The organism is Duganella paludis, from assembly GCF_054461335.1.
In genome coordinates, this window is record NZ_CM136922.1 from 2,498,827 (window position 1) to 2,517,217 (window position 18,391).

Below are 18,391 nucleotides of genomic sequence, written 5' to 3' on the forward strand. Positions count from 1 at the left end.
AGCCGGTTTCTTCTTACAGATCTAGCCTGCCTTCGATGGAATCGTCCATGGTCTTGCCGATCATGGCGCCCAACAGCATCTTGACGCTGGCCACGGCCTTGCCGTGCTTGGTATCCCAGTAGTAGCCGTAGGTCGGCGCGAACTTGATCAGCGTGATGCGCGGATCGTCCTCGCCTTCGGTGAACCACGTCTTCATCATGAAGCTCCACAGCTCCTTGAGCTTGACCTGATCGCGCAGCACGGTGGCGATGCCTTCTAAATGCATGAATTCGGCATGGGCCGAGCCCTGGAAATACAGCGTGGCCGATGGATCGGCCGCCAGCTCCAGGTTCTTCAGGCTGTCGCTGGCCGAGATAAACCACAAATTGCCGAGCTCATCGACTTGCAGCGCCGTCATCGGACGGGCGTCGCCGGGGCCGCCGTCGGCATCGTTGGTGCAGAAGAAGCAGCCTGCGGTGCGATCGACGAACTCGCGTATCTTGCGCACGGCGTCTTCGCCGATGAGGTCCTGGTGATTCTGTTCTGCTTGGTTGGCGTTAATGGAATCCATGGCATCGCTCCTTTAGATGAGCGTTCATGGTAGCTGTCCAGGACGAGCGGCTCCGTGGGTTGCCTCACACAGGACGCGGTAGCGTATGCGAATGCTAATAATTTTCATTAGCACCAATGCTCTCAATAACCGAAGTTAGGCACGATTTCGCCGAAATTGTGGGATATTCGAGACGTAACAGGGGCTTTCGTGGCACAATGGCGGCATCCGCAACCATTTCAGAAAGACCTCCCCATGAAGGGCGATCCAGAAGTTATCCGCTTGCTCAATGCACAGCTGACCAACGAACTCACTGCCATCAACCAGTACTTCCTGCATGCGCGCATGTACAAGCACTGGGGTCTGGAAAAGATCGGCAAGAAGGAATACGAAGAATCGATCGGCGAAATGAAGCACGCCGACAAACTGATCGACCGCATCCTGATGCTGGACGGCCTGCCGAACCTGCAAGCCATGCACAAGATCATGATCGGCGAGCACACCGAAGAAATGATCAACTGCGACCTGAAGCTGGAAAAAGGGGCACAGATCACGGTCAAAGAAGGCATCGCCGCCGCCGAGAAGGCCGCCGACTATGTGTCGCGCGACCTGCTGTTGATGATCCTGGAAGATACCGAAGAACACATCGACTGGCTGGAAACGCAGCTGGACCTGATCGGCAAGATCGGCATCCAGAACTATCTGCAAAGCCAGATGAACGAAGACTAAGCCTTACAGCGCCGGTTCTTCAAGAGGCCGCAAGCTTGATGCTTGCGGCTTTTTTATTTTCACCAGCAGCACCGCCACCGCGCCGCACAGCATCAGCGCGCCCGCCAGCCGGATCACGTTCTCCGGGTTACCGCCCAGCAGGCTGCGGTAGTACAGCGGCAGCGTGAAGATCTGGATGATCATCGGAAGAACGATGAACATATTGAAGATCCCCATGTAGACGCCGGTGCGCTCAGGCGAAATGCAGCCCGCCAGCATCACGTACGGATTGCCCATAATGCTGGCCCACGCCAGGCCGATGCCCACCATCGGCACGAACAGCAGCGCCGGCGTATGGATCATCGGAATGCTGAACATCGCCACGCCGGCCAGCGCCAGGCAAATACTGTGCGTGATCTTCGGCCCGTAGCGCCGGGTGAACGGCACCAGCGCCAGCGCACCGACAAACGCGATGAAGTTATAGAACGCACCCACCTGCCCCGCCAGCAAGCCGGCGTCGCGGAAACCTTGCGAGGCCTGGTCGGTGGTACCGTAAATCGTGGTCGAGAGCGACAGCATGATGTACTGCCAGTAGCAGAACATGGCGTACCACTGGAACAGCTTGACCCACGCCAGCTGGCGCATGGTGTCCGGCATCTCGCGCACGGCGCTGGCGATGTCGCCCAGCGTATGGCGCCAGCCGGCCGGGCGCGAACGGATCTCGTCCAGCTCCGCCGCCGTCAGCGGATGCTCCGGCGTGGTCTTCAAGGTCCACAGCACAGAGCTGATCGAGAATACCGCGCCGATCAGGAAAGCGACGATGACGATATGCGGAATATGGCTGCTGTTGACTGCATCCTTGTTCATGCCCAGCCAGACCAGCAGCGACGGCGTGAGGTAAGCCAGCGTTTGTCCCAGCCCGGTGAACGCGCTTTGCGTCAGGAAGCCGATCGAGTGCTGCTGCGGCGCCAGCTTGTCGCTGACGAAGGCGCGATACGGCTCCATCGTGACGTTGTTGGCGGCGTCGAGGATCCACAGCAGGCTGGCCGCCATCCACAGCGTGGGACTGAACGGCATGGCCAGCAGGCCCAGGCTGCACAGGATGGCGCCGATCAGGAAGTACGGCGTACGACGGCCCCAGCGCGTGACGGTGCGGTCGCTCATGGCGCCGATCAGCGGTTGCACCAGCAGGCCGGTCATCGGCCCGGCCAGCCATAGATACGGCAGGCTGGCTTCGTCGGCGCCGAGGTATTTGTAGATGGGGCTCATGCTGCTCTGCTGCAGACCGAAACTGAACTGGATGCCGAAGAATCCTATATTCATGTTCACGATCTGCCAGAACGACAGGCGCGGCTTCATGCGACCGCTCCCGCATTCCAGCTGGCGATCCATGGCGTGTAGAAGCCGATATCGGCCGGCACCGCGCCGGAGATGCCGCAGATGGCGCCGGCAAACGCGTTCGCGCGCGCCAGCGTCAACGGCAGCGGCCAGCCCTGCGCCTGGCCGAACAGGAATACCGCCGAGAAGGCATCGCCGGCACCGACGGTATCGACGATATGTGCCGGCGCGTGGCATTCGTGGTTGGCGGCCAGCGTGCCGTCGGCGCCGAAGTACAGCGCGCCGCGCTCGCCCAGCGTGACGATCAGGCCTTGCAGGCCGAAGCTGCGCATCAGGGTCAGGCAGGCGTCGCGCAACTCAGCGCTGTCGGCCGCGCCGGTGCCCGGTTGGGTATGCGTGTACCAGCGGAACAGGTCTTTCAGCTCGTCCTCGTTGACCTTGACGATATCGGCCAGCTTGAGCGACTCGTGGGCGATGCGTTCGGTGACTTGTCCTTCGCGCACATTGAGGTCGAGGTAGCGCTGCGCGCTGCTGGCCTCCAGCATGGCGCGCAAGGTGGCGCGCGATTGCTCATGGCGCTGCGCCATGGTGCCGAAGTAAATTACCTGCGGCTGCGCCTCGCGCAAGGCCGCCAACGCCGGCGCGGTCTCCACGTAGTCATAAGCCTGATCGGGCAGGATGATGAAGCGGTGGCCGTTGGCATTGCGCTCCACCACCACGCGGCCGGTGGCCTCCTGCGCATCAATCTGCAACGCCGCCTCGCTCATGCCGAAGCGCGCAAACTCATTGCGCACCGAGGCGCCGTTCTTGTCCGCGCCGATGCGCGTCACCATCAGCGTGGCGACGCCGAACGCCGCCAGGTTGCGCGCCACGTTGAACGGCGCGCCGCCCACTACCTGTTCGGTGATGAAGTCATCCACCAAGGCTTCGCCGAAGACGGCGATGGTTTGTTGGTTCATGCTGTCGCTCCACGTTCCAGCCAGTGCATCGCATACGGCACCAGCGTTACCGCGCCATCCAGTATGCTCCCGTCCAGGCAGTCGGTCCAGCGGCCTTGCAGCGCATACTGTTGCGGCTCGCCGGAGAAATTCATCAGCGAAATAAAGTCATCGCCGCGCGCCAACGCCAGCACGCCGTCCGGCGCATCGGTCAACAGGGTGCGTGGCGCATTGGCGGCCAGTTCGTCATGCAGGCAACGCGCCTGCACCAGGCGGCGCAGCGACTGGTACATTTGGCCGGCGCTGGCACCGGCGTCGTCGCGGCGCTGCCAGGCGGCGCGGTCCAGCACGGGGCGCTGCAGCCAGCGGCTATCCATCGCGTGCTGCGGGCGCTGCAGGTAGCTGTAGTCGTTCTCCATGGCCAGCTCGTCGCCCATGTACAGCACCGGCAAACCGCCGAAGCTCAGCGCCAAGCCATGCAACAGCAGCAGGCGGCGCACGGCCAGCAGGCGTTCATCGTCGGTGCGCGCCTGTTGCAGGCCCGCCAGCGAAGCGGCCATGCCGTTGCTGCCGTGCGCGGCGTTGGGATCGCTACTTTGGAAGGCGGCGCCGCTCGCGTAGCTATTTTCGCCACCAGCGAAGAAGCGGGCGGCGCGGGCCAGGCGGGCATTGGCGTCGCCGCCGTTGGCCGCAGCTTCCGCGCGCAGCACGTTCCAGCCGATATCGTCGTGGCAGCGCACATAACTGAGCCAGGTGGCGGCGGGCGGCAGCTGCGGCGTGTTGCGGATCACTTCGCGCAGCACGCCCGTGCCCTGCTCCGACAAGGCCAACCAGCCGGCCGCCATGAGGCTGCTGTGATAGGCGATGTGGCATTCGCGCGCTGCGGCGCTGCCCAGGTAGGCCGGCAGTTCCTTCGTTGGCACAATGGCTTCGGCCTTCAGCAGCACGCCCGGCGCGACAATATCGACGATCGCGCGCAAGGCTTGCAGGATCTGGTGCGCCTCCGGCTGGTTCATGCTGTTGGTACCTTCGCGCTTCCACAGGAAGGCGGTGGAATCGAGGCGGAAGACTTCGATGCCGCGATTCGCCAACCGTAGCATGGCAGCCGCCATTTCAGAAAATACCGCCGGGTTGGCGTAGTTAAGATCCCACTGGTAAGGATAGAACGTGCTCCACACCCAGCCATCCAACGCCTCGGTGAAATTACCCGGTGCGACCTGCGGGAACACCTGGCCCAGCGTGGCCTCGTAGCGGTCCGGCATGGTGCGGTCTGGGTAGCACAGGAACATGGCGCGCGCCTGCGCATCGCCGGCCTTGGCGGCAATGGCCCAGGCGTGATCGTCCGCCACGTGATTGAGGATAAAGTCCGAGCACAGGCTAACGCCAGCCGCGCGCAGCTGCGTGGTCAGCGCTTCCAGATCGGCATTGGTGCCCAGCGACGGCTCCACTTCGTCAAAGCTGGAGACGGCAAAACCGCCGTCATTCTCGCCGGCGCGCGCACGCAGGAACGGCAGCAGGTGCAGATAGCTGACGCCGAGCTCCTGCAAATACGGAATGCACGCCGCCACGCCACTCAGGTCGCCGCCGAAGTTTTGCACATAGGCGCAGTAGCCCAACATGCGCTGGCTGAGGAACCAGTCCGGCTGCGCCGCGCGCTGCTCGTCCAGCGCGCGCAACTCCGCCGGCCGCGCCGCATACAGCGCACCCAGCGACGCCATCAACTCGCCCAACCAGGCGTCGAAGTTGGCGTGCTCGCCATACAGGCCGGCCAGCAGCCGGCGCAGCACCGGCTCGTTGACGGCCAGGCGCTGCCCGGCCTGGGGCCGCAGGGCTTCGGGCAGGACCGCAAGCATGCGGTCCGACATTTCTTTAGAAGGCATAGGACAGGCTTACTTTGGCGGCGCGGCCGGAGATGGAGCGTGCGGCATGGCCATCGCCTTCCACTTCGGTGTAGCCGATCTTGTTGAACAAATTATTCACGCTCAGCGACAGCGTGGCTTTCTCGCTCAGGCCGTAGTTGACAAAGGCATTCATCACTTCATACGCCGGCAGCACGATGGTATGCGCATCGTCGCCCCACGACTTGCCGGTGCCGATCAAGCTGGCGCCCACGGTCGCATCGCCAAAGCTGTAGGTCGGCGCAATCTGGTAAATATACTTGGCCTGGCGGCGCGGCGTCTTGCCGATGTTGGCCACGTCGGCGGCGGCGGTACCGGTGATCTTGGCGTCGGTGTAGGTCATGCCGCCGGTGATGCGGAAGCCGCCGTTGTTGTAAGCGCCTTCCAGCTCCACGCCTTTGGCGTCGTACTTGTTGGAGGTGCTGCGCTGGGTGGTCGCCTCGAAATTGCTCTCGTCGGTCTTGGCCTGGAACAGCGTCACGAAGGTGCTGACGCCACCGCTGCGCCACTTAACGCCGCCCTCGATCTGCTTGACGGTGTTGATGTTGATCGGCGCGCTGCCATCCAACGGCGTGCCGAACAGGATGCGGTCCGCATTGAAGGCCACGCCATCGCTGACGCGCGCAAACGCCGCCAGGTTCTTGGTGATGCTGTAGTTGCCGCCCACCGAGTACGAATTGTGATTCAGCTTGTAGTCCACCAGCTGTTCGGTGGCCGGATCGTAGCGCAGCACGCCGCCGCTCGAAGTGGCGATGTTGGCGGTGCCGCTGGCCTGCTGGCGATCCTGTCGGATGCTGGCGTCCAGATTCAGCGGGCCGGCTTCATAGCCGAGGTTCAGGTACGGCGAAGTCAGTTTGTATTCCATGTCCACGGCGCGCGAGCAGCAGCCGCCGAAAGCCGGGCCGACCAGGCCGGGCGTGGCGCTGGCCGTTTGCAGCAGCACCGGCTTATCGCCGGTGGCCTGCATCAGGTACTCGTTGAAGTTCCAGGTCAGCGCCAGCTGTTGCGTCGACAGGTACAAGCCCGCCGTGGTGGTCAGCTTGCTGCCGTCGGCCAGCTTGAAGGTCTTGGCCAGCTTGGTGTCGTTCAGCGTATTGCCGGCATCGTCGATCGAGGTGTTGAACACCACGGCCGAGAAGGCGCGGCCGTTGTATGCCTTGCCTTTATTGGGGCCGGTGGCGAACACGTAGTTGCCGACCGTGCCGTTGTTGCCGGCGAAGACGCCGGCAAAGCGGCCGCTGTTGCTGGAGGTGCGGAACTTGTCGCTCAGGTTCCAGCCGCCTCCCAGGTCGAAGGAACCTTCCAGGCCGAGCGAATCACTCTTTACGCGCAGGCCGTCGTTGACGTTGGTCGATACCGGCGTGTTGTTTTTGCTGAGGACCACATCGCGCACCCAGTACGGCGAGTAGAAGCTGACCGTGCGCGGATCGATGCCAGGGATTTCGCGGATCTGCTGATTCACCACCTGCACCGGCACCGGCAGCGCGGTCGGCGATTTGTCGTCGAGGTGCTTGAACGACAGGCGGATGAAGCCATTGTCCAGATCATGCGTGATATTGCCGCGAATCTGGCCGCCGTCCTCGGTGCTCATGCCGGTATTACGCACGCCTTCGCCGGTGCGGTAATTGCCGCCGATGAAGAAGCGGGTCTTGTCCGAGAGCGGCGCGCCGTAGTCGAAGTCGTAGCGGGTTTCGTCGTAACCCAAGCCGCGGCTGATGGCGATGCGGCCGCCCTTTTCCTCTCCGGTCTTGGTGATGAAGTTGATGATGCCGCCCGGCGCGTTGGTCGCCAGCGTCGAGGCCGAGCCGCCGCGCACCACTTCCAGGTGGTCCAGCGTGCCGTCGATTTTCACGTAGCTGTCCGGCGTGATGAAGTTGAAGTCGCCCGATTGCAGCACCGGCAGGCCGTCTTCCTGGATCTGCACATAGCGCGCGCCGCCGGCCGAAATCGGCACGCCGCGCACGGTGATGTTGGCATTGCCCTCGCCGCCCGACGACTCCGAGCGCACGCCCGGCACCGAGCGCAGCACCTCGGCCGCGCTCATCGGCGCGGCGTTCTTGATGGCGTCGCCTTCGATGGTGCTGATCGAGACGCTGGTTTTCATTTTGGAGGAGGCGCCGCTGGTGCCGGTCACCACCACGCGCTCCATGTTCAGGCCGTCTGCCGGCGGGGCGTCCTGCGCGGCGGCGCTCCCCATGTGCAGGACGGCGGTTGCGACAGCGGCAGCGATGCCGCCCAGTTTGAGGGTGCGATGGTGCATGGTCGTCTCCAATGTGTTGTCGTTTTTGAGCCTGCTGCTTTATTGAGCAGGTGAACGCATTATGCAATCGATTGCATAAACTTGCAAACGCCTTTTTCACAATGGCATGAAAGCCAAGTGCAATCGGTTGCATAAATCACACAGAGCTGTTGCGGACGATCAGTTGGGTGAACAGTTGCAGCGAGGGCGCGGGGCGGCCCTCGGTCAGCGCCAGCAACGAGGCTACCAGCGCGCGGCCGGCCTCCCGTATCGGTTGCTGCACGGTGGTCAGCGGCGGGTGGAAGTAGCTGGACAGCTCGATATCGTCGTAGCCGATCACGGCCACGCGGCCCGGCACGTCCATGCCGAGCTGGCGCAGGGTGTTGATGGCGGTCATGGCCATCAGGTCGCTGCCGGCGAACACGGCGTCGAAGGCCGCGCCCCGGCGCAGCAGCTCCTCCACCGCCAGGCGGCCGCCGTCCGGCACGAAGGACGCGGGCACCAGCAAGGCCGGATCGGCCGCCATGCCGGCCTGCGCCAGCGCCTGGCACAGGCCCTCGTAGCGCTGGCCGATTTCCGGCAGGTTGATGTCGCCGAAGAAGGCGATGCGGGCGCGGCCCTGCGCGATCAGGTGGGCGCCGGCCAGCCTGCCGCCGGCCAGGTTGTCGCCGCCGACGGTGCAATACAGCTGTTGCGGCAGCTGCGCGCCCCACACCACGATCGGCACATGGCGCGCCGCCAGCTGGTTCAGTTGATCGTGATGGCGCCATTGGCCGATCAGCACGATGCCGATCACGCGGCCGGTGTCGAACGGCGCGGCGGCGGCGTCCAGCTCGCTGGCGTCCACCCGCGAGACCAGCATGTCGAAGCCCTGCTCGGTCAGCGCGTCGGCCAGGCTACCCAGCATGGACAGGAAAAACGGGTCGGACAAGTGCTGGCGCGTATCCGGGTCGTAGGGCACCACCACCCCCACCGTGCGGTTTTGCTTCATGCGCAGGTTCTGCGCACCGATGTTGATGTTGTACTTGAGCGAGCGCGCCAGCTCCAGCACGCGGGTGCGCGTCTCTTCACTGATCAGCTTGCTGCCGGCCAGTGCGCGCGAGACGGTGGACGTGGACACGCCCGCCAGCCGCGCGATGTCGGCCATCTGCAAGCGCCGGCTCTCAGCTTCGGGCGGCGGGGTTTTAGGCATGGTGAGTCTGCGGGGCCTCAGGCGGGAACCGTGTCCTTGAACGACGGCCGTTCCGACAGTTTGTCGTACAGCCTGGCCAGGTTGGCATGGTCATCGCGCCAGGCGATGTCCGGGAACCGGAACGACAGCCAGCCCAACGCACAGCCCACCGCCACATCGGCCAGCGAATAATGCGTGCCGGCGCAATACGCCTGCTCGCCCAGCTGGCGCGACATCGCCTGCAAGCTCAGATCGACCTTACGCATCTGGCGCGCCATCCACTCCTCGCTTTGCAATTCCTTGGGACGCATGGTGCGCTCCAGGCGTACGCTGACGGCCGCATCGAGCATGCCGTCGGCCAGCGCTTCCCAGCACTTGACGTCGGCACGGTCGCGGCCGTTCGGCGGCAACAACTTGCACACCGGCGTCAGCGTATCGAGGTATTCGGTCATGACGCGCGAATCGATCAGCACCGTGCCGTCTTCCATGATCAGGCTGGGCACCTTGCCGAGCGGGTTGTGCTGGCTGATGGTGGTGTCGGCCGCCCACACATTCTCCAGTTCGAACTGGTAATCGAGCTTTTTTTCCGCGAGAACGACGCGGACCTTGCGGACATACGGGCTGGCGAGGGAACCGATCAGTTTCATGGGCGCTGGCAGAAAGGAAGGAGGCTTGAGTATAACATCGGCGCAACATCGGCGGTCCAGCCCCCGGCCAATGGTAAAATCACGCTTTGCGCTCTTTCAACTCCTTCCTCCCATCATGACCACTACTCCTTACTCCACGCTGTCGGCGCTGTCGCCGCTGGACGGCCGCTATGCCGGTAAAACCGATCTGCTGCGTCCTATCCTGTCCGAATCCGGCTTCATGCACCACCGCGTCAAAGTAGAAATCTCCTGGCTGCAGGCGCTGTCGCTGGCAGGTTTCGATGAAATCAAGCCGTTCTCGGCCGCAGGCACCGCCCTGCTGGACAAGATCGCCAACGAATTCACCGAACAGGATGCCGCCCGCATCAAGGAAATCGAAGCCGTCACCAACCACGACGTCAAGGCCGTGGAGTATTGGCTGAAAGAGCAAGTCAAAGATGTGCCGGAACTGGTGGCCGCCTCGGAGTTCATCCACTTCGCCTGCACCTCGGAAGACATCAACAACACCTCGCACGGCATGATGCTGAAGGCCGCGCGCGACTCCGTGATGCTGCCGTCGCTGAACAAAGTGATCGCCCGCCTGACCGAAATCGCCCACGCCAACGCCGACCTGCCGATGCTGTCGCGCACCCACGGCCAGACCGCCAGCCCGACCACCCTGGGCAAGGAAATGGCCAACGTGGTCGCCCGCCTGCAGCGCGCCATCAAGCGCATCGAGCAAGTGGAAATCCTGGGCAAGATGAACGGCGCGGTCGGCAACTACAACGCCCACCTGTCGGCCTACCCATCGTTCGACTGGCCTGCTTTCTCGAAGGCTGTGATCGAGCAGCGCCTGGGCCTGGTGTTCAATCCGTACACCATCCAGATCGAACCGCACGACTACATGGCCGAGCTGTTCGACGCCTTCGCGCGCGTCAACACCATCCTGCTGGACCTGAACCGCGACATCTGGAGCTACGTCTCGCTGGGCTACTTCAAGCAGAAGCTGAAGGCTGGCGAAATCGGTTCCTCGACCATGCCGCACAAGGTCAACCCGATCGACTTCGAAAACTCGGAAGGCAACCTGGGCCTGGCCAACGCCATCCTGAAACACCTGTCGGAAAAACTGCCGGTCTCGCGCCTGCAACGCGACCTGACCGATTCGACCGTGCTGCGCAACATCGGCGTCGGCCTCGGCTACACCCTGCTGGCCTACGACAGCTGCCTGCGCGGCCTGAACAAGCTGGAAGTCAACCCGGCCCGCCTGGAAGCCGACCTGGACGCCAACTGGGAAGTGCTGGCCGAGCCGGTGCAAACCGTGATGCGCCGCTACGGCATCGAGAACCCGTACGAACAGCTGAAGGAACTGACGCGCGGCAAGGGCATCTCCAAGCTGGCGCTGCAGGAGTTCATCAACGGCCTGGCCGTGCCGCAGGAAGCCAAGGACCTGATGCTGGCCATGACCCCGGCCAATTACATCGGTATCGCCGCTGCTCTGGCAAAAGCCATCTGATGTAGGAAAGCAATCTGCTTTACACTAGCCTCGGCGACGCCTGCGTCCCCGGGGCTTTTTTACGCCTCGACAAGCACGCATTGGATTTCTTTGGTATATTAGTCCTAACACGTACTATTTCTCCGGAGCCGTTTTATGCAACGCTATACCAAAATCGCGATGTTGCTGCATTGGCTGGTCGCCCTGCTCATCATCGCCACTTTCTTCCTCGGCCTGTCCATGGTCGCGATTCCGGGCTTTTCGCCCACCAAGCTCAAGTACTTCTCCTGGCACAAGTGGATGGGCGTGACGGTGCTGTTCCTGGCCGCGATCCGCATCCTGTGGCGCAAGGCCAACCGCCCGCCGCCGCCGTTGCAGTCGATCCCGGCCTGGCAGCACAAGATCGCCGAAGGCATGCATGTCCTGCTGTACTTCCTGATCTTCGCCGTGCCGATCTCGGGCTACCTGTACTCGTATGCGGCCGGCGTGCCGGTGGTGTACCTGGGCCTGTGGCAGATGCCGGCCGTGATCGCGCCGGATCCTGAACTTAAGGCAACTTTAAAAACCGTACATTATGTTCTGACCATGACGATGGCCGCAGCGGTAGTGGCCCACGCCCTGGCCGCACTCAAGCATCACTTTATCGACCGCGACGTCACGCTGAAACGCATGCTGCCGCTGTAATTTCCCATACTGGAGCCCACCATGAATACCGTTAAAAAAATCGCCCTCGTCTCCCTGCTCGGCGTTGCCTTCGCCGCCAGCGCCGCCGCCCTGAAAACCGATCCGGCCAAGAGCACCGTCACCGCCACCTTCAAGCAAATGAACGTGCCGATCGACGCCAAGTTCAAGAAATTCACCGCCGCCATCGACTACGACGCCGCCAAGCCGGACGCCGCCAAAGCCACGGTGGAAGTGGAAACCGCCAGCATGGACCTGGGCGATCCCGAGTACAACAAGGAAGTGACCAAGAAGGAATGGTTCAACGCCGCCCAGTTCCCGAAAGCCACCTTCGTCTCGACCTCGATCAAGCCGGCCGGCGCCGGCAAGCTGACCGTCACCGGCAAGCTCACCATCAAGGGCAAGACCACCGACGTCAGCTTCCCGCTGACCGTGAAAGCCGACGGCAAGACCCAGGTGTTCGACGGCGCGGTGCCGATCAAGCGCCTGGCCTACAATATCGGCGAAGGCGAATGGAAAGACACCAGCATGGTTGCCGACGACGTCGCCATCAAGTTCCACGTAGTAGCGCAGTAAGCAGCATAATAAAACCACTGACCACAAAGAGAGACCAGAAGATGAAATTACAAATCGTGATCGCAACGCTGTTGGCCATGTCGGCCGGCTCGTCCATCGCCGCTACCTACAACATCGACCCGACGCACACCTTCCCGAGCTTCGAGGCCGACCACATGGGCATTTCGGTATGGCGCGGCAAGTTCAACAAGACCAGCGGCACGGTTACGATGGATCGCGCGGCCAAGACCGGCGCGCTGGATATCAAGATCGAGGCGGACTCGATCGACTTCGGTCTCGACGCCATGAACAAGCACGCCAAGGATGACGTGATGTTCAACGTCGCCAAGTTCCCGACCGTGACCTACACCAGCAAATCGTTCAAGTTCGACGGCGACAAGCTGGTCGGCGTGGAAGGCGAGCTGACCTTGCTGGGCGTGACCAAGCCGGTCTCGCTGAAAGTGGACAAGTTCAAGTGCATCATGCATCCGCGCTACAAGAAGGAAGTCTGCGGCGCGGACGCCTCGGCCGAATTCAAGCGCAGCGATTTCGGCCTCAACTATGGCCTGCCGAACTTCTCGCCGGAAGTAAAACTGGCGATCCAGATCGAAGCCATCAAGGCTGACTAAACAATTCCGGGGTCAGGTCCTCCATTGCTACACGAGCCCTGCCGTAGCGACCGCTACGGCAGGGCTCGTGTAGCAATGGAGGACCTGACCCCGGAATTGCCTTTTTTTATTGTTATACTTCTAGCGCCGTTCAACCACAGTAGAAGAGACAATGAAAAAATCCCTGATCGCGCTCGCCATCCTGAGCAACGCAGCCTATGCCGACGAAGGCATGTGGATGCCGCAACAGCTGCCACAAGTAGCCAAGCAACTGAAAGCCGCCGGCCTCAAGCTGGACCCCGCCAACCTGACCAAACTGACCGAGTTCCCGATGGGCGCCATCGTCAGCCTGGGCGGTTGCTCGGCCTCCTTCGTGTCGCCGCAGGGCCTGGTTGCCACCAACCACCATTGCGTCTACGGCAGCGTCGCCCACAACTCGACGCCGGAACGCGATCTGCTGGCCAACGGCTTCCTGGCGCGCACCCTGGGCGAAGAACTGCCGGCCGCCCCTGGCAGCCGCATCTTCGTGACCAAGGCCGTGACCGACGTCAGCAAGCAGGTCGTCACCCCGGCCGTGGCCAAGCTCAACGGCAAGCAGCGCAGCGATGCGATCGAGAAGAACCAGAAGGCCCTGCAGACCGAGTGCGAAAAAGACGCCGGTCACCGTTGCACGGTGTCGTCCTACTACGGCGGCCTGGAGTATTACCTGATCAAGCAACTGGAAATCCGCGACGTGCGCCTGGTGCACGCGCCACCTGAAGGCGTGGGCAAGTTCGGCGGCGACACCGACAACTGGATGTGGCCGCGCCACACCGGCGACTACGGTTTCTACCGCGCCTACGTCAGCAAGGACGGCAAGGCCGCCGACTACAGCAAGGACAACGTGCCTTACCTGCCGCAGCACTTCCTGAAACTGGCGAAGGAAGGCAGCAAGGAAGGCGACTTCGTGATGGTGCTGGGCTACCCTGGCCGCACCAACCGTCACCGCCTGCCGTCGGAAGTGGCGTACACCTTCGACTGGAGCTATCCAACGTTCGTGAAGTCGTCGGCGGAAAACCTGGCCATCATCGCCGAGACCACCAAGGACAACAAGGACACCGCGCTGAAGTACGCGTCGCAGGTGGCCAGCATCAACAACTACTACAAGAACCGCCAGGGCATGCTGGATTCCTACGCCGGCAGCGACATGCTCAAGCGTAAAACCGCCGAGCACGAAGCGCTGAAGACCTGGATCAACGCCGACGCCAAGCGCAAGGCCGAATACGCCGGCGACGTCGAGCAGGTGGAAAAGCTGATCGCTCTGCGCGACGCCGAAATCCAGCGCGACACCCTGTTCGCACCAGCGCGTCCACGCCTGCTGAACACGGCGCGCGTGCTGTACCGCCTGGCCAATGAAAACACCAAGGACGACGTCGAGCGCAAGTCCGGCTACCAGGTGCGCGATGTGCCGCGCATCAAGGCGTCGGTCGATGCACTGGTCCGCAACTACGATGAAAAGGTCGACAAGGCGCTGGTGCTGAACAGCCTGGTCAAGTACGCCGCGCAACCGGCGGCGCAACGCTACGCCGGTTTCGACAGCGTGGTCGGCATCAAGGACGGCATGAGCAAGGCCGAACTGCAGGCGGCGCTGGACAAGCTGTACGCCGGCACCAAGCTGGGCGACGCCAACGAGCGCAAGGCCTGGCTGGATCGCAAGCCGGCCGACTTCAAGGCCAGCGACGACAGCCTGATCAAGGCTGCCGTGGCGCTGTACGAATCGGACATGGCGACCGAAGCCAAGGACGAGGAGTTGGGCGGCAAGCTGCAACAGGCTTACGCCACCTACATGAAGGCCAAGATCGCCTACATGCACAGCAAGGGCCAGGCGGTCTACCCTGACGCCAACAGCACCCTGCGCGTAACCTTCGGCAAGATCGCCGGCCGCGTGCCGGGTTCGGACGGCAGCAACTGGAACGCCTTCACCACCGTGGCCGGCGTCGCAGCCAAGGCCACCGGCACCGGCGAATTCAACGCCCCTGCCGCGCAGCTGAAAGCCATCAAGGACAAGGACTTCGGCAAGTATGTCGACCCTGTGCTGAAGTCGGTGCCGGTGGCCTACCTGGCCACGCTGGACATCACCGGCGGCAACTCCGGTTCGGCCGCGCTGAACGCCAAGGGCGAGTGGATCGGCCTGGCCTTCGACGGCACGCTGGACTCCATCATTTCCGACTGGGACTTCAACAAGGCCATGACCCGCGACATCCAGGTCGACCTGCGCTACATCCTGTGGAACATGAAACACGTCGACCACGCCAACAACCTGCTGAAGGAAATGAACGCCGAATAAGCGTCCCGCCCTCAGAATAGAAGCCACGCCCCAGTAATGCGGCGTGGCTTTTTCTTTGGATCGGTTACATTAATGCTTCCGCTCACCAACCATCAGGAGATGTCATGCCCGCGAAGAAAATCGCCGTAGTCATCGGCAGCTTGCGCAAGGATTCGATCAACCGCAAATTCGCCCACGAAGTCATTGCGCTGGCGCCGCCTTCGCTAGCGCTGGACATCATTGAAATCGGCGAGCTGGCGATCTATAACCAGGACCTGGAAGAGAACGGCGCCGTGGCGCCGCAGGCATGGACGCAGTTCCGCGACCGCATCAAGGAATACGACGGCGTGCTGTTCTTCACGCCCGAATACAACCGCTCGACCCCGGCCGCGCTGAAGAATGCGCTGGACGTCGGTTCGCGTCCCTACGGCAGCAGCGTGTGGAGCGGCAAGCCGGCCGGCATCGTCAGCGTGTCGCCTGGCGCCACCGGCGCGTTCGGCGCCAACCACCACCTGCGCCAGTCGCTGGTGTTCCTCGACATGCCGTTGCTGCAGCAGCCGGAAGCCTATATCGGCGGCGCCGCCAACCTGCTCGGGGCGGACGGCAAACTCAACAACGACGGCACCAAGCAGTTCCTGAAGAAGTTCATCGACACCTACGCCACCTGGGTCGAGACCACCGCCAAGAAGTAATCAACGCCGCAGCGCCGTGAATGCATAACCGGCCGCCGTCAATGCGGCCGGTTCTCCTTTGCCCGGTGCTCCGCGATTAAGCGCCAGCAGCAACGGCGCACCGCGCGCCGGCAGCAGCGCCAGGTCCGCACCCGGCAGGCGCTGCGCCAGCGTGCCGGTTTCATCCTCCATACATCCGACATACACGCGATAAGAAGCGCGGCTGTTGCCCACCTCCAGCATGAAGCCCGCCACGCCGCGCGTGCCCGGTGCGCCCGCCATGGCCGTCACCCGTAGGCGCGTGTTCTGCTTGCGCAAGTCCAGCGTATTCCACACCTGCATCGGATACAGCTGCGGCACGCCGTCCGCAAGGCCCGCCGCGCCGCCGGCGCCGGCCACCTCCGCTCCTTCGGCGACAATCACCGGCACATCGCCGCGCAGCGCCCGCAATGGCGCCAGCCCGCCGTAACGCCCGGCGCCGGCCGGCAGCACCAGCAGCAGGTCGGCCGCCGGCCAGTCGCGCACCGCCTGCTCGGCGTAGGCCTCGCTGTCGGCCTCCACCGCCAGGATGCTCAGGCCCTGAAAGCGGATCAGCGCCAAGCCAGCGCCGGCCAGCTGCACGCTTCCCTGCGCCATGCCCACCTTAGCGCCGGCCTGGCCGGGCAGCTCCAGCACATAGCGCGGCCCGATCTGCGCCACGCCCCATTTGCACGCCAGCGCCAGCAAGACCACCACCGCAACCGTCCGCACGCCATAATTCATGCTGTTCTCCCGGCAAAGTAGACACCAGGCCAGTAGAACATCATCGGCAAGTCTTTTCCTTGAAGCAACTCAATGCTCCACCTGCCGGCGCTCAAAAAACGGGCACGATGATACAATTCGGCGGGCTTATCCAGCCCGACCTCCCAACAACACCCTCTGAGATCCAGACGACCATGCACCCAGACATGCCTACGCCTTATGAAAAAGGCAATCAAAACCAGACCACCACATGGAGCGAATGCATCGCCTTCTACGAAGAACTGGCGCAACGCTTTCCGCAAGTGCTGCGGTTTGAACAGATAGGCGTGTCCGACGGCGGCATTCCGGTGCACGCGGGCGTGGTCAGCGCCGACGGCGTCCATGACCGCAACGAGATCAAGGCCGCAGGCCGCACCGTTTTCTTCAACAACAACGGCATCCACCCCGGCGAACCCGAAGGCGTGGACACCTGCATGGCCATCGTGCGCGACCTGTGCTTCGATCCGGCCAAGCTGGCGGCGCTGGGCGACACCGTGCTGCTGTTCGTGCCGCTGTATAACGTGGACGGTGCGCTGAACCGCGCCAACACCTCGCGCGTGAACCAGGACGGTCCGGAGCAGTTCGGCTTCCGCGGCAACAGCCGCCACCTCGACCTGAACCGCGACTTCGTCAAATGCGATACGCTCAACGCGCGCATCTTCAACCAGCTGCTCACCAGCTGGGACCCGGACGTGATGGTCGACACCCACACTTCCAACGGCGCCGACTACCCGTACACCATGACCCTGATCCACACGCAGGCGGACAAGCTGGGCTACGGCCTCGGTCCCTTCCTGCGTTCGACCATGCTGCCGCACATCTACAAAGAGATGGAAGCCAAGGGCTGGCCGACCTGCCCTTACGTCAATCCGGTGAAAGACACGCCGGACGACGGCATCGCCGAATTCCTCGAAGTACCGCGCTTCTCGACCGGCTTCGCCGCCCTGCACCACGTGATCGGCTTCATGCCGGAAACGCATATGCTCAAGCCTTACAAGGACCGCTACGATTCCATGCGCGCCCTGCTGGACGTGACCATGGCCTTCACCGTGCAATACGGTGAGCAGATCAAGCAGCTGCGCGCCGACGCCAAAGAGCAGGCGGCCAACGCCACCGAGTGGACCGTCAACTGGAAGATGGACGAAACGAGCCCGTCGACCTTCCGCTTCAAAGGCTACGAAGCCCAGCGCAGCGCCAGCCTGCTGGGCGATTACCAGCGCCTGTCCTACGACCGCAGCAAGCCGTGGGAAAAGGACATCGCCTACTACAACAGCTTCGTGCCGTCGGCCACCGTGTGCGCGCCGAAAGGCTACATCGTGCCGCAAGCCTGGCGCGAAGCCATCGAGCGCCTGCAATGGAACGGCGTCGACATGGCCCGCTTCGACGAAGTCTCGACGGTGGAAGCGCAGTACTACCACATCGCCGCCGTGACCTCGCGCCCGAACGCCTACGAAGGCCATATGTACCACGACGACGTGCAGCTGGAAGCACGCACCGGCAGCTTCACCGTGCAGCCGGGCGACTACTTCATCCCGCTCAAGCAGGCCAACGCCCGCTACGCCGTCGAAACCCTGGAACCGCTGGGCCACGACTCCTTCTTCCGCTGGGGCTTCTTCAACAGCGTGCTGGAAAAGAAGGAAGCGTTCTCGGACTACGTGTTCGAAGACCTGGCCATGGAAATGCTGGAAACCGAGCCTGAACTGAAAGCGAAATTCGAAGCGTGGAAGGCCGCCAATCCGGCCCTGCTGTCGGACCAGGACGCGGTGCTGGGCTTCATCTTCGCCAACGGCAAGCGCCACGCCGAGCCGGAATGGCGCCGCTACCCCGTGCTGTCCGTCTTCTAAATAACACC

The 18,391-nt window shown here is 63.0% G+C and carries 16 protein-coding genes; 8 read left to right on the forward strand and 8 right to left on the reverse strand.

Annotated elements, in window-relative coordinates:
• Nucleotides 1-13: 13 nt before the first annotated feature.
• Nucleotides 14-550: a pyridoxamine 5'-phosphate oxidase family protein gene (locus tag ACXZ1M_RS11325; RefSeq protein WP_459053261.1), complete on the reverse strand. Its 537-nt coding sequence runs from the start codon at nt 548-550 to the stop codon at nt 14-16.
• Between the two features lie 234 nt (nt 551-784).
• Here ACXZ1M_RS11325 and bfr point away from each other — a divergent pair, with 234 nt between their 5' ends.
• Nucleotides 785-1,258 carry a bacterioferritin gene (bfr, locus tag ACXZ1M_RS11330; RefSeq protein ID WP_373989338.1) on the forward strand — a complete coding sequence of 158 codons (474 nt, stop codon included), beginning with the start codon at nt 785-787 and terminating at the stop codon, nt 1,256-1,258.
• A 3-nt stretch (nt 1,259-1,261) separates the two neighbouring features.
• On the opposite strand, the gene ACXZ1M_RS11335 is transcribed toward bfr, so the two are convergent.
• From ACXZ1M_RS11335 to ACXZ1M_RS11360, 6 genes are all read right to left on the reverse strand, one after another.
• On the reverse strand, nt 1,262-2,596 hold the full coding sequence (locus ACXZ1M_RS11335; protein WP_459053262.1) for an MFS transporter: 1,335 nt from the start codon (nt 2,594-2,596) through the stop codon (nt 1,262-1,264).
• Nucleotides 2,593-3,534 carry a PfkB family carbohydrate kinase gene (locus tag ACXZ1M_RS11340; protein WP_459053263.1) on the reverse strand — a complete coding sequence of 314 codons (942 nt, stop codon included), beginning with the start codon at nt 3,532-3,534 and terminating at the stop codon, nt 2,593-2,595. Before ACXZ1M_RS11340 ends, ACXZ1M_RS11335 begins: the two co-directional genes overlap by 4 nt.
• Nucleotides 3,531-5,393 (reverse strand): alpha-amylase family glycosyl hydrolase, encoded by a 1,863-nt coding sequence (locus ACXZ1M_RS11345; protein WP_459053264.1) that lies wholly within the window; start codon nt 5,391-5,393, stop codon nt 3,531-3,533. Before ACXZ1M_RS11345 ends, ACXZ1M_RS11340 begins: the two co-directional genes overlap by 4 nt.
• Nucleotides 5,383-7,671, reverse strand: coding sequence for a TonB-dependent receptor domain-containing protein (locus ACXZ1M_RS11350; protein WP_459053265.1), 2,289 nt, complete (start codon nt 7,669-7,671; stop codon nt 5,383-5,385). Before ACXZ1M_RS11350 ends, ACXZ1M_RS11345 begins: the two co-directional genes overlap by 11 nt.
• A 136-nt stretch (nt 7,672-7,807) precedes the next feature.
• Nucleotides 7,808-8,842, reverse strand: a complete 1,035-nt coding sequence (locus ACXZ1M_RS11355; RefSeq protein ID WP_459053266.1) for a LacI family DNA-binding transcriptional regulator — start codon at nt 8,840-8,842, stop codon at nt 7,808-7,810.
• 17 nt (nt 8,843-8,859) lie between these two features.
• A complete protein-coding gene (locus ACXZ1M_RS11360) occupies nt 8,860-9,468 on the reverse strand; it encodes a glutathione S-transferase family protein (protein ID WP_459053267.1) in 609 nt (202 codons plus the stop codon).
• Nucleotides 9,469-9,583: 115 nt separating this feature from the next.
• Between ACXZ1M_RS11360 and purB the strand changes: the two genes are divergently transcribed.
• From purB to ACXZ1M_RS11390, 6 genes are all read left to right on the forward strand, one after another.
• Nucleotides 9,584-10,960, forward strand: coding sequence for an adenylosuccinate lyase (gene purB / locus ACXZ1M_RS11365; RefSeq protein ID WP_459053268.1), 1,377 nt, complete (start codon nt 9,584-9,586; stop codon nt 10,958-10,960).
• A gap of 135 nt (nt 10,961-11,095) precedes the next feature.
• Nucleotides 11,096-11,623 carry a cytochrome b gene (locus ACXZ1M_RS11370; RefSeq protein ID WP_459053269.1) on the forward strand — a complete coding sequence of 176 codons (528 nt, stop codon included), beginning with the start codon at nt 11,096-11,098 and terminating at the stop codon, nt 11,621-11,623.
• A gap of 21 nt (nt 11,624-11,644) precedes the next feature.
• Nucleotides 11,645-12,196 (forward strand): YceI family protein, encoded by a 552-nt coding sequence (locus tag ACXZ1M_RS11375; protein ID WP_459053270.1) that lies wholly within the window; start codon nt 11,645-11,647, stop codon nt 12,194-12,196.
• Between the two features lie 41 nt (nt 12,197-12,237).
• On the forward strand, nt 12,238-12,804 hold the full coding sequence (locus tag ACXZ1M_RS11380) for a YceI family protein (protein ID WP_459053271.1): 567 nt from the start codon (nt 12,238-12,240) through the stop codon (nt 12,802-12,804).
• A 151-nt stretch (nt 12,805-12,955) separates the two neighbouring features.
• Entirely contained in the window at nt 12,956-15,109 is a 2,154-nt protein-coding gene (locus ACXZ1M_RS11385) for a S46 family peptidase (protein WP_459053272.1), read from the forward strand.
• Between the two features lie 104 nt (nt 15,110-15,213).
• Nucleotides 15,214-15,780, forward strand: a complete 567-nt coding sequence (locus ACXZ1M_RS11390; RefSeq protein WP_459053273.1) for an NADPH-dependent FMN reductase — start codon at nt 15,214-15,216, stop codon at nt 15,778-15,780.
• On the opposite strand, the gene ACXZ1M_RS11395 is transcribed toward ACXZ1M_RS11390, so the two are convergent.
• Entirely contained in the window at nt 15,781-16,521 is a 741-nt protein-coding gene (locus tag ACXZ1M_RS11395) for a hypothetical protein (RefSeq protein WP_459053274.1), read from the reverse strand. It abuts the gene before it with no gap.
• Between the two features lie 173 nt (nt 16,522-16,694).
• Between ACXZ1M_RS11395 and ACXZ1M_RS11400 the strand changes: the two genes are divergently transcribed.
• Nucleotides 16,695-18,383: a M14 family zinc carboxypeptidase gene (locus tag ACXZ1M_RS11400; RefSeq protein ID WP_459053275.1), complete on the forward strand. Its 1,689-nt coding sequence runs from the start codon at nt 16,695-16,697 to the stop codon at nt 18,381-18,383.
• Nucleotides 18,384-18,391: the final 8 nt, after the last annotated feature.

What these genes read in the sequence shown, in the direction of transcription:
- ACXZ1M_RS11325 (WP_459053261.1), bottom strand. Translation starts at nt 550, where the DNA reads ATGGATTCCATTAACGCCAACCAAGCAGAACAGAATCACCAGGACCTC.
- bfr (WP_373989338.1), top strand. Translation starts at nt 785, where the DNA reads ATGAAGGGCGATCCAGAAGTTATCCGCTTGCTCAATGCACAGCTGACC.
- ACXZ1M_RS11335 (WP_459053262.1), bottom strand. Translation starts at nt 2,596, where the DNA reads ATGAAGCCGCGCCTGTCGTTCTGGCAGATCGTGAACATGAATATAGGA.
- ACXZ1M_RS11340 (WP_459053263.1), bottom strand. Translation starts at nt 3,534, where the DNA reads ATGAACCAACAAACCATCGCCGTCTTCGGCGAAGCCTTGGTGGATGAC.
- ACXZ1M_RS11345 (WP_459053264.1), bottom strand. Translation starts at nt 5,393, where the DNA reads ATGCCTTCTAAAGAAATGTCGGACCGCATGCTTGCGGTCCTGCCCGAA.
- ACXZ1M_RS11350 (WP_459053265.1), bottom strand. Translation starts at nt 7,671, where the DNA reads ATGCACCATCGCACCCTCAAACTGGGCGGCATCGCTGCCGCTGTCGCA.
- ACXZ1M_RS11355 (WP_459053266.1), bottom strand. Translation starts at nt 8,842, where the DNA reads ATGCCTAAAACCCCGCCGCCCGAAGCTGAGAGCCGGCGCTTGCAGATG.
- ACXZ1M_RS11360 (WP_459053267.1), bottom strand. Translation starts at nt 9,468, where the DNA reads ATGAAACTGATCGGTTCCCTCGCCAGCCCGTATGTCCGCAAGGTCCGC.
- purB (WP_459053268.1), top strand. Translation starts at nt 9,584, where the DNA reads ATGACCACTACTCCTTACTCCACGCTGTCGGCGCTGTCGCCGCTGGAC.
- ACXZ1M_RS11370 (WP_459053269.1), top strand. Translation starts at nt 11,096, where the DNA reads ATGCAACGCTATACCAAAATCGCGATGTTGCTGCATTGGCTGGTCGCC.
- ACXZ1M_RS11375 (WP_459053270.1), top strand. Translation starts at nt 11,645, where the DNA reads ATGAATACCGTTAAAAAAATCGCCCTCGTCTCCCTGCTCGGCGTTGCC.
- ACXZ1M_RS11380 (WP_459053271.1), top strand. Translation starts at nt 12,238, where the DNA reads ATGAAATTACAAATCGTGATCGCAACGCTGTTGGCCATGTCGGCCGGC.
- ACXZ1M_RS11385 (WP_459053272.1), top strand. Translation starts at nt 12,956, where the DNA reads ATGAAAAAATCCCTGATCGCGCTCGCCATCCTGAGCAACGCAGCCTAT.
- ACXZ1M_RS11390 (WP_459053273.1), top strand. Translation starts at nt 15,214, where the DNA reads ATGCCCGCGAAGAAAATCGCCGTAGTCATCGGCAGCTTGCGCAAGGAT.
- ACXZ1M_RS11395 (WP_459053274.1), bottom strand. Translation starts at nt 16,521, where the DNA reads ATGAATTATGGCGTGCGGACGGTTGCGGTGGTGGTCTTGCTGGCGCTG.
- ACXZ1M_RS11400 (WP_459053275.1), top strand. Translation starts at nt 16,695, where the DNA reads ATGCACCCAGACATGCCTACGCCTTATGAAAAAGGCAATCAAAACCAG.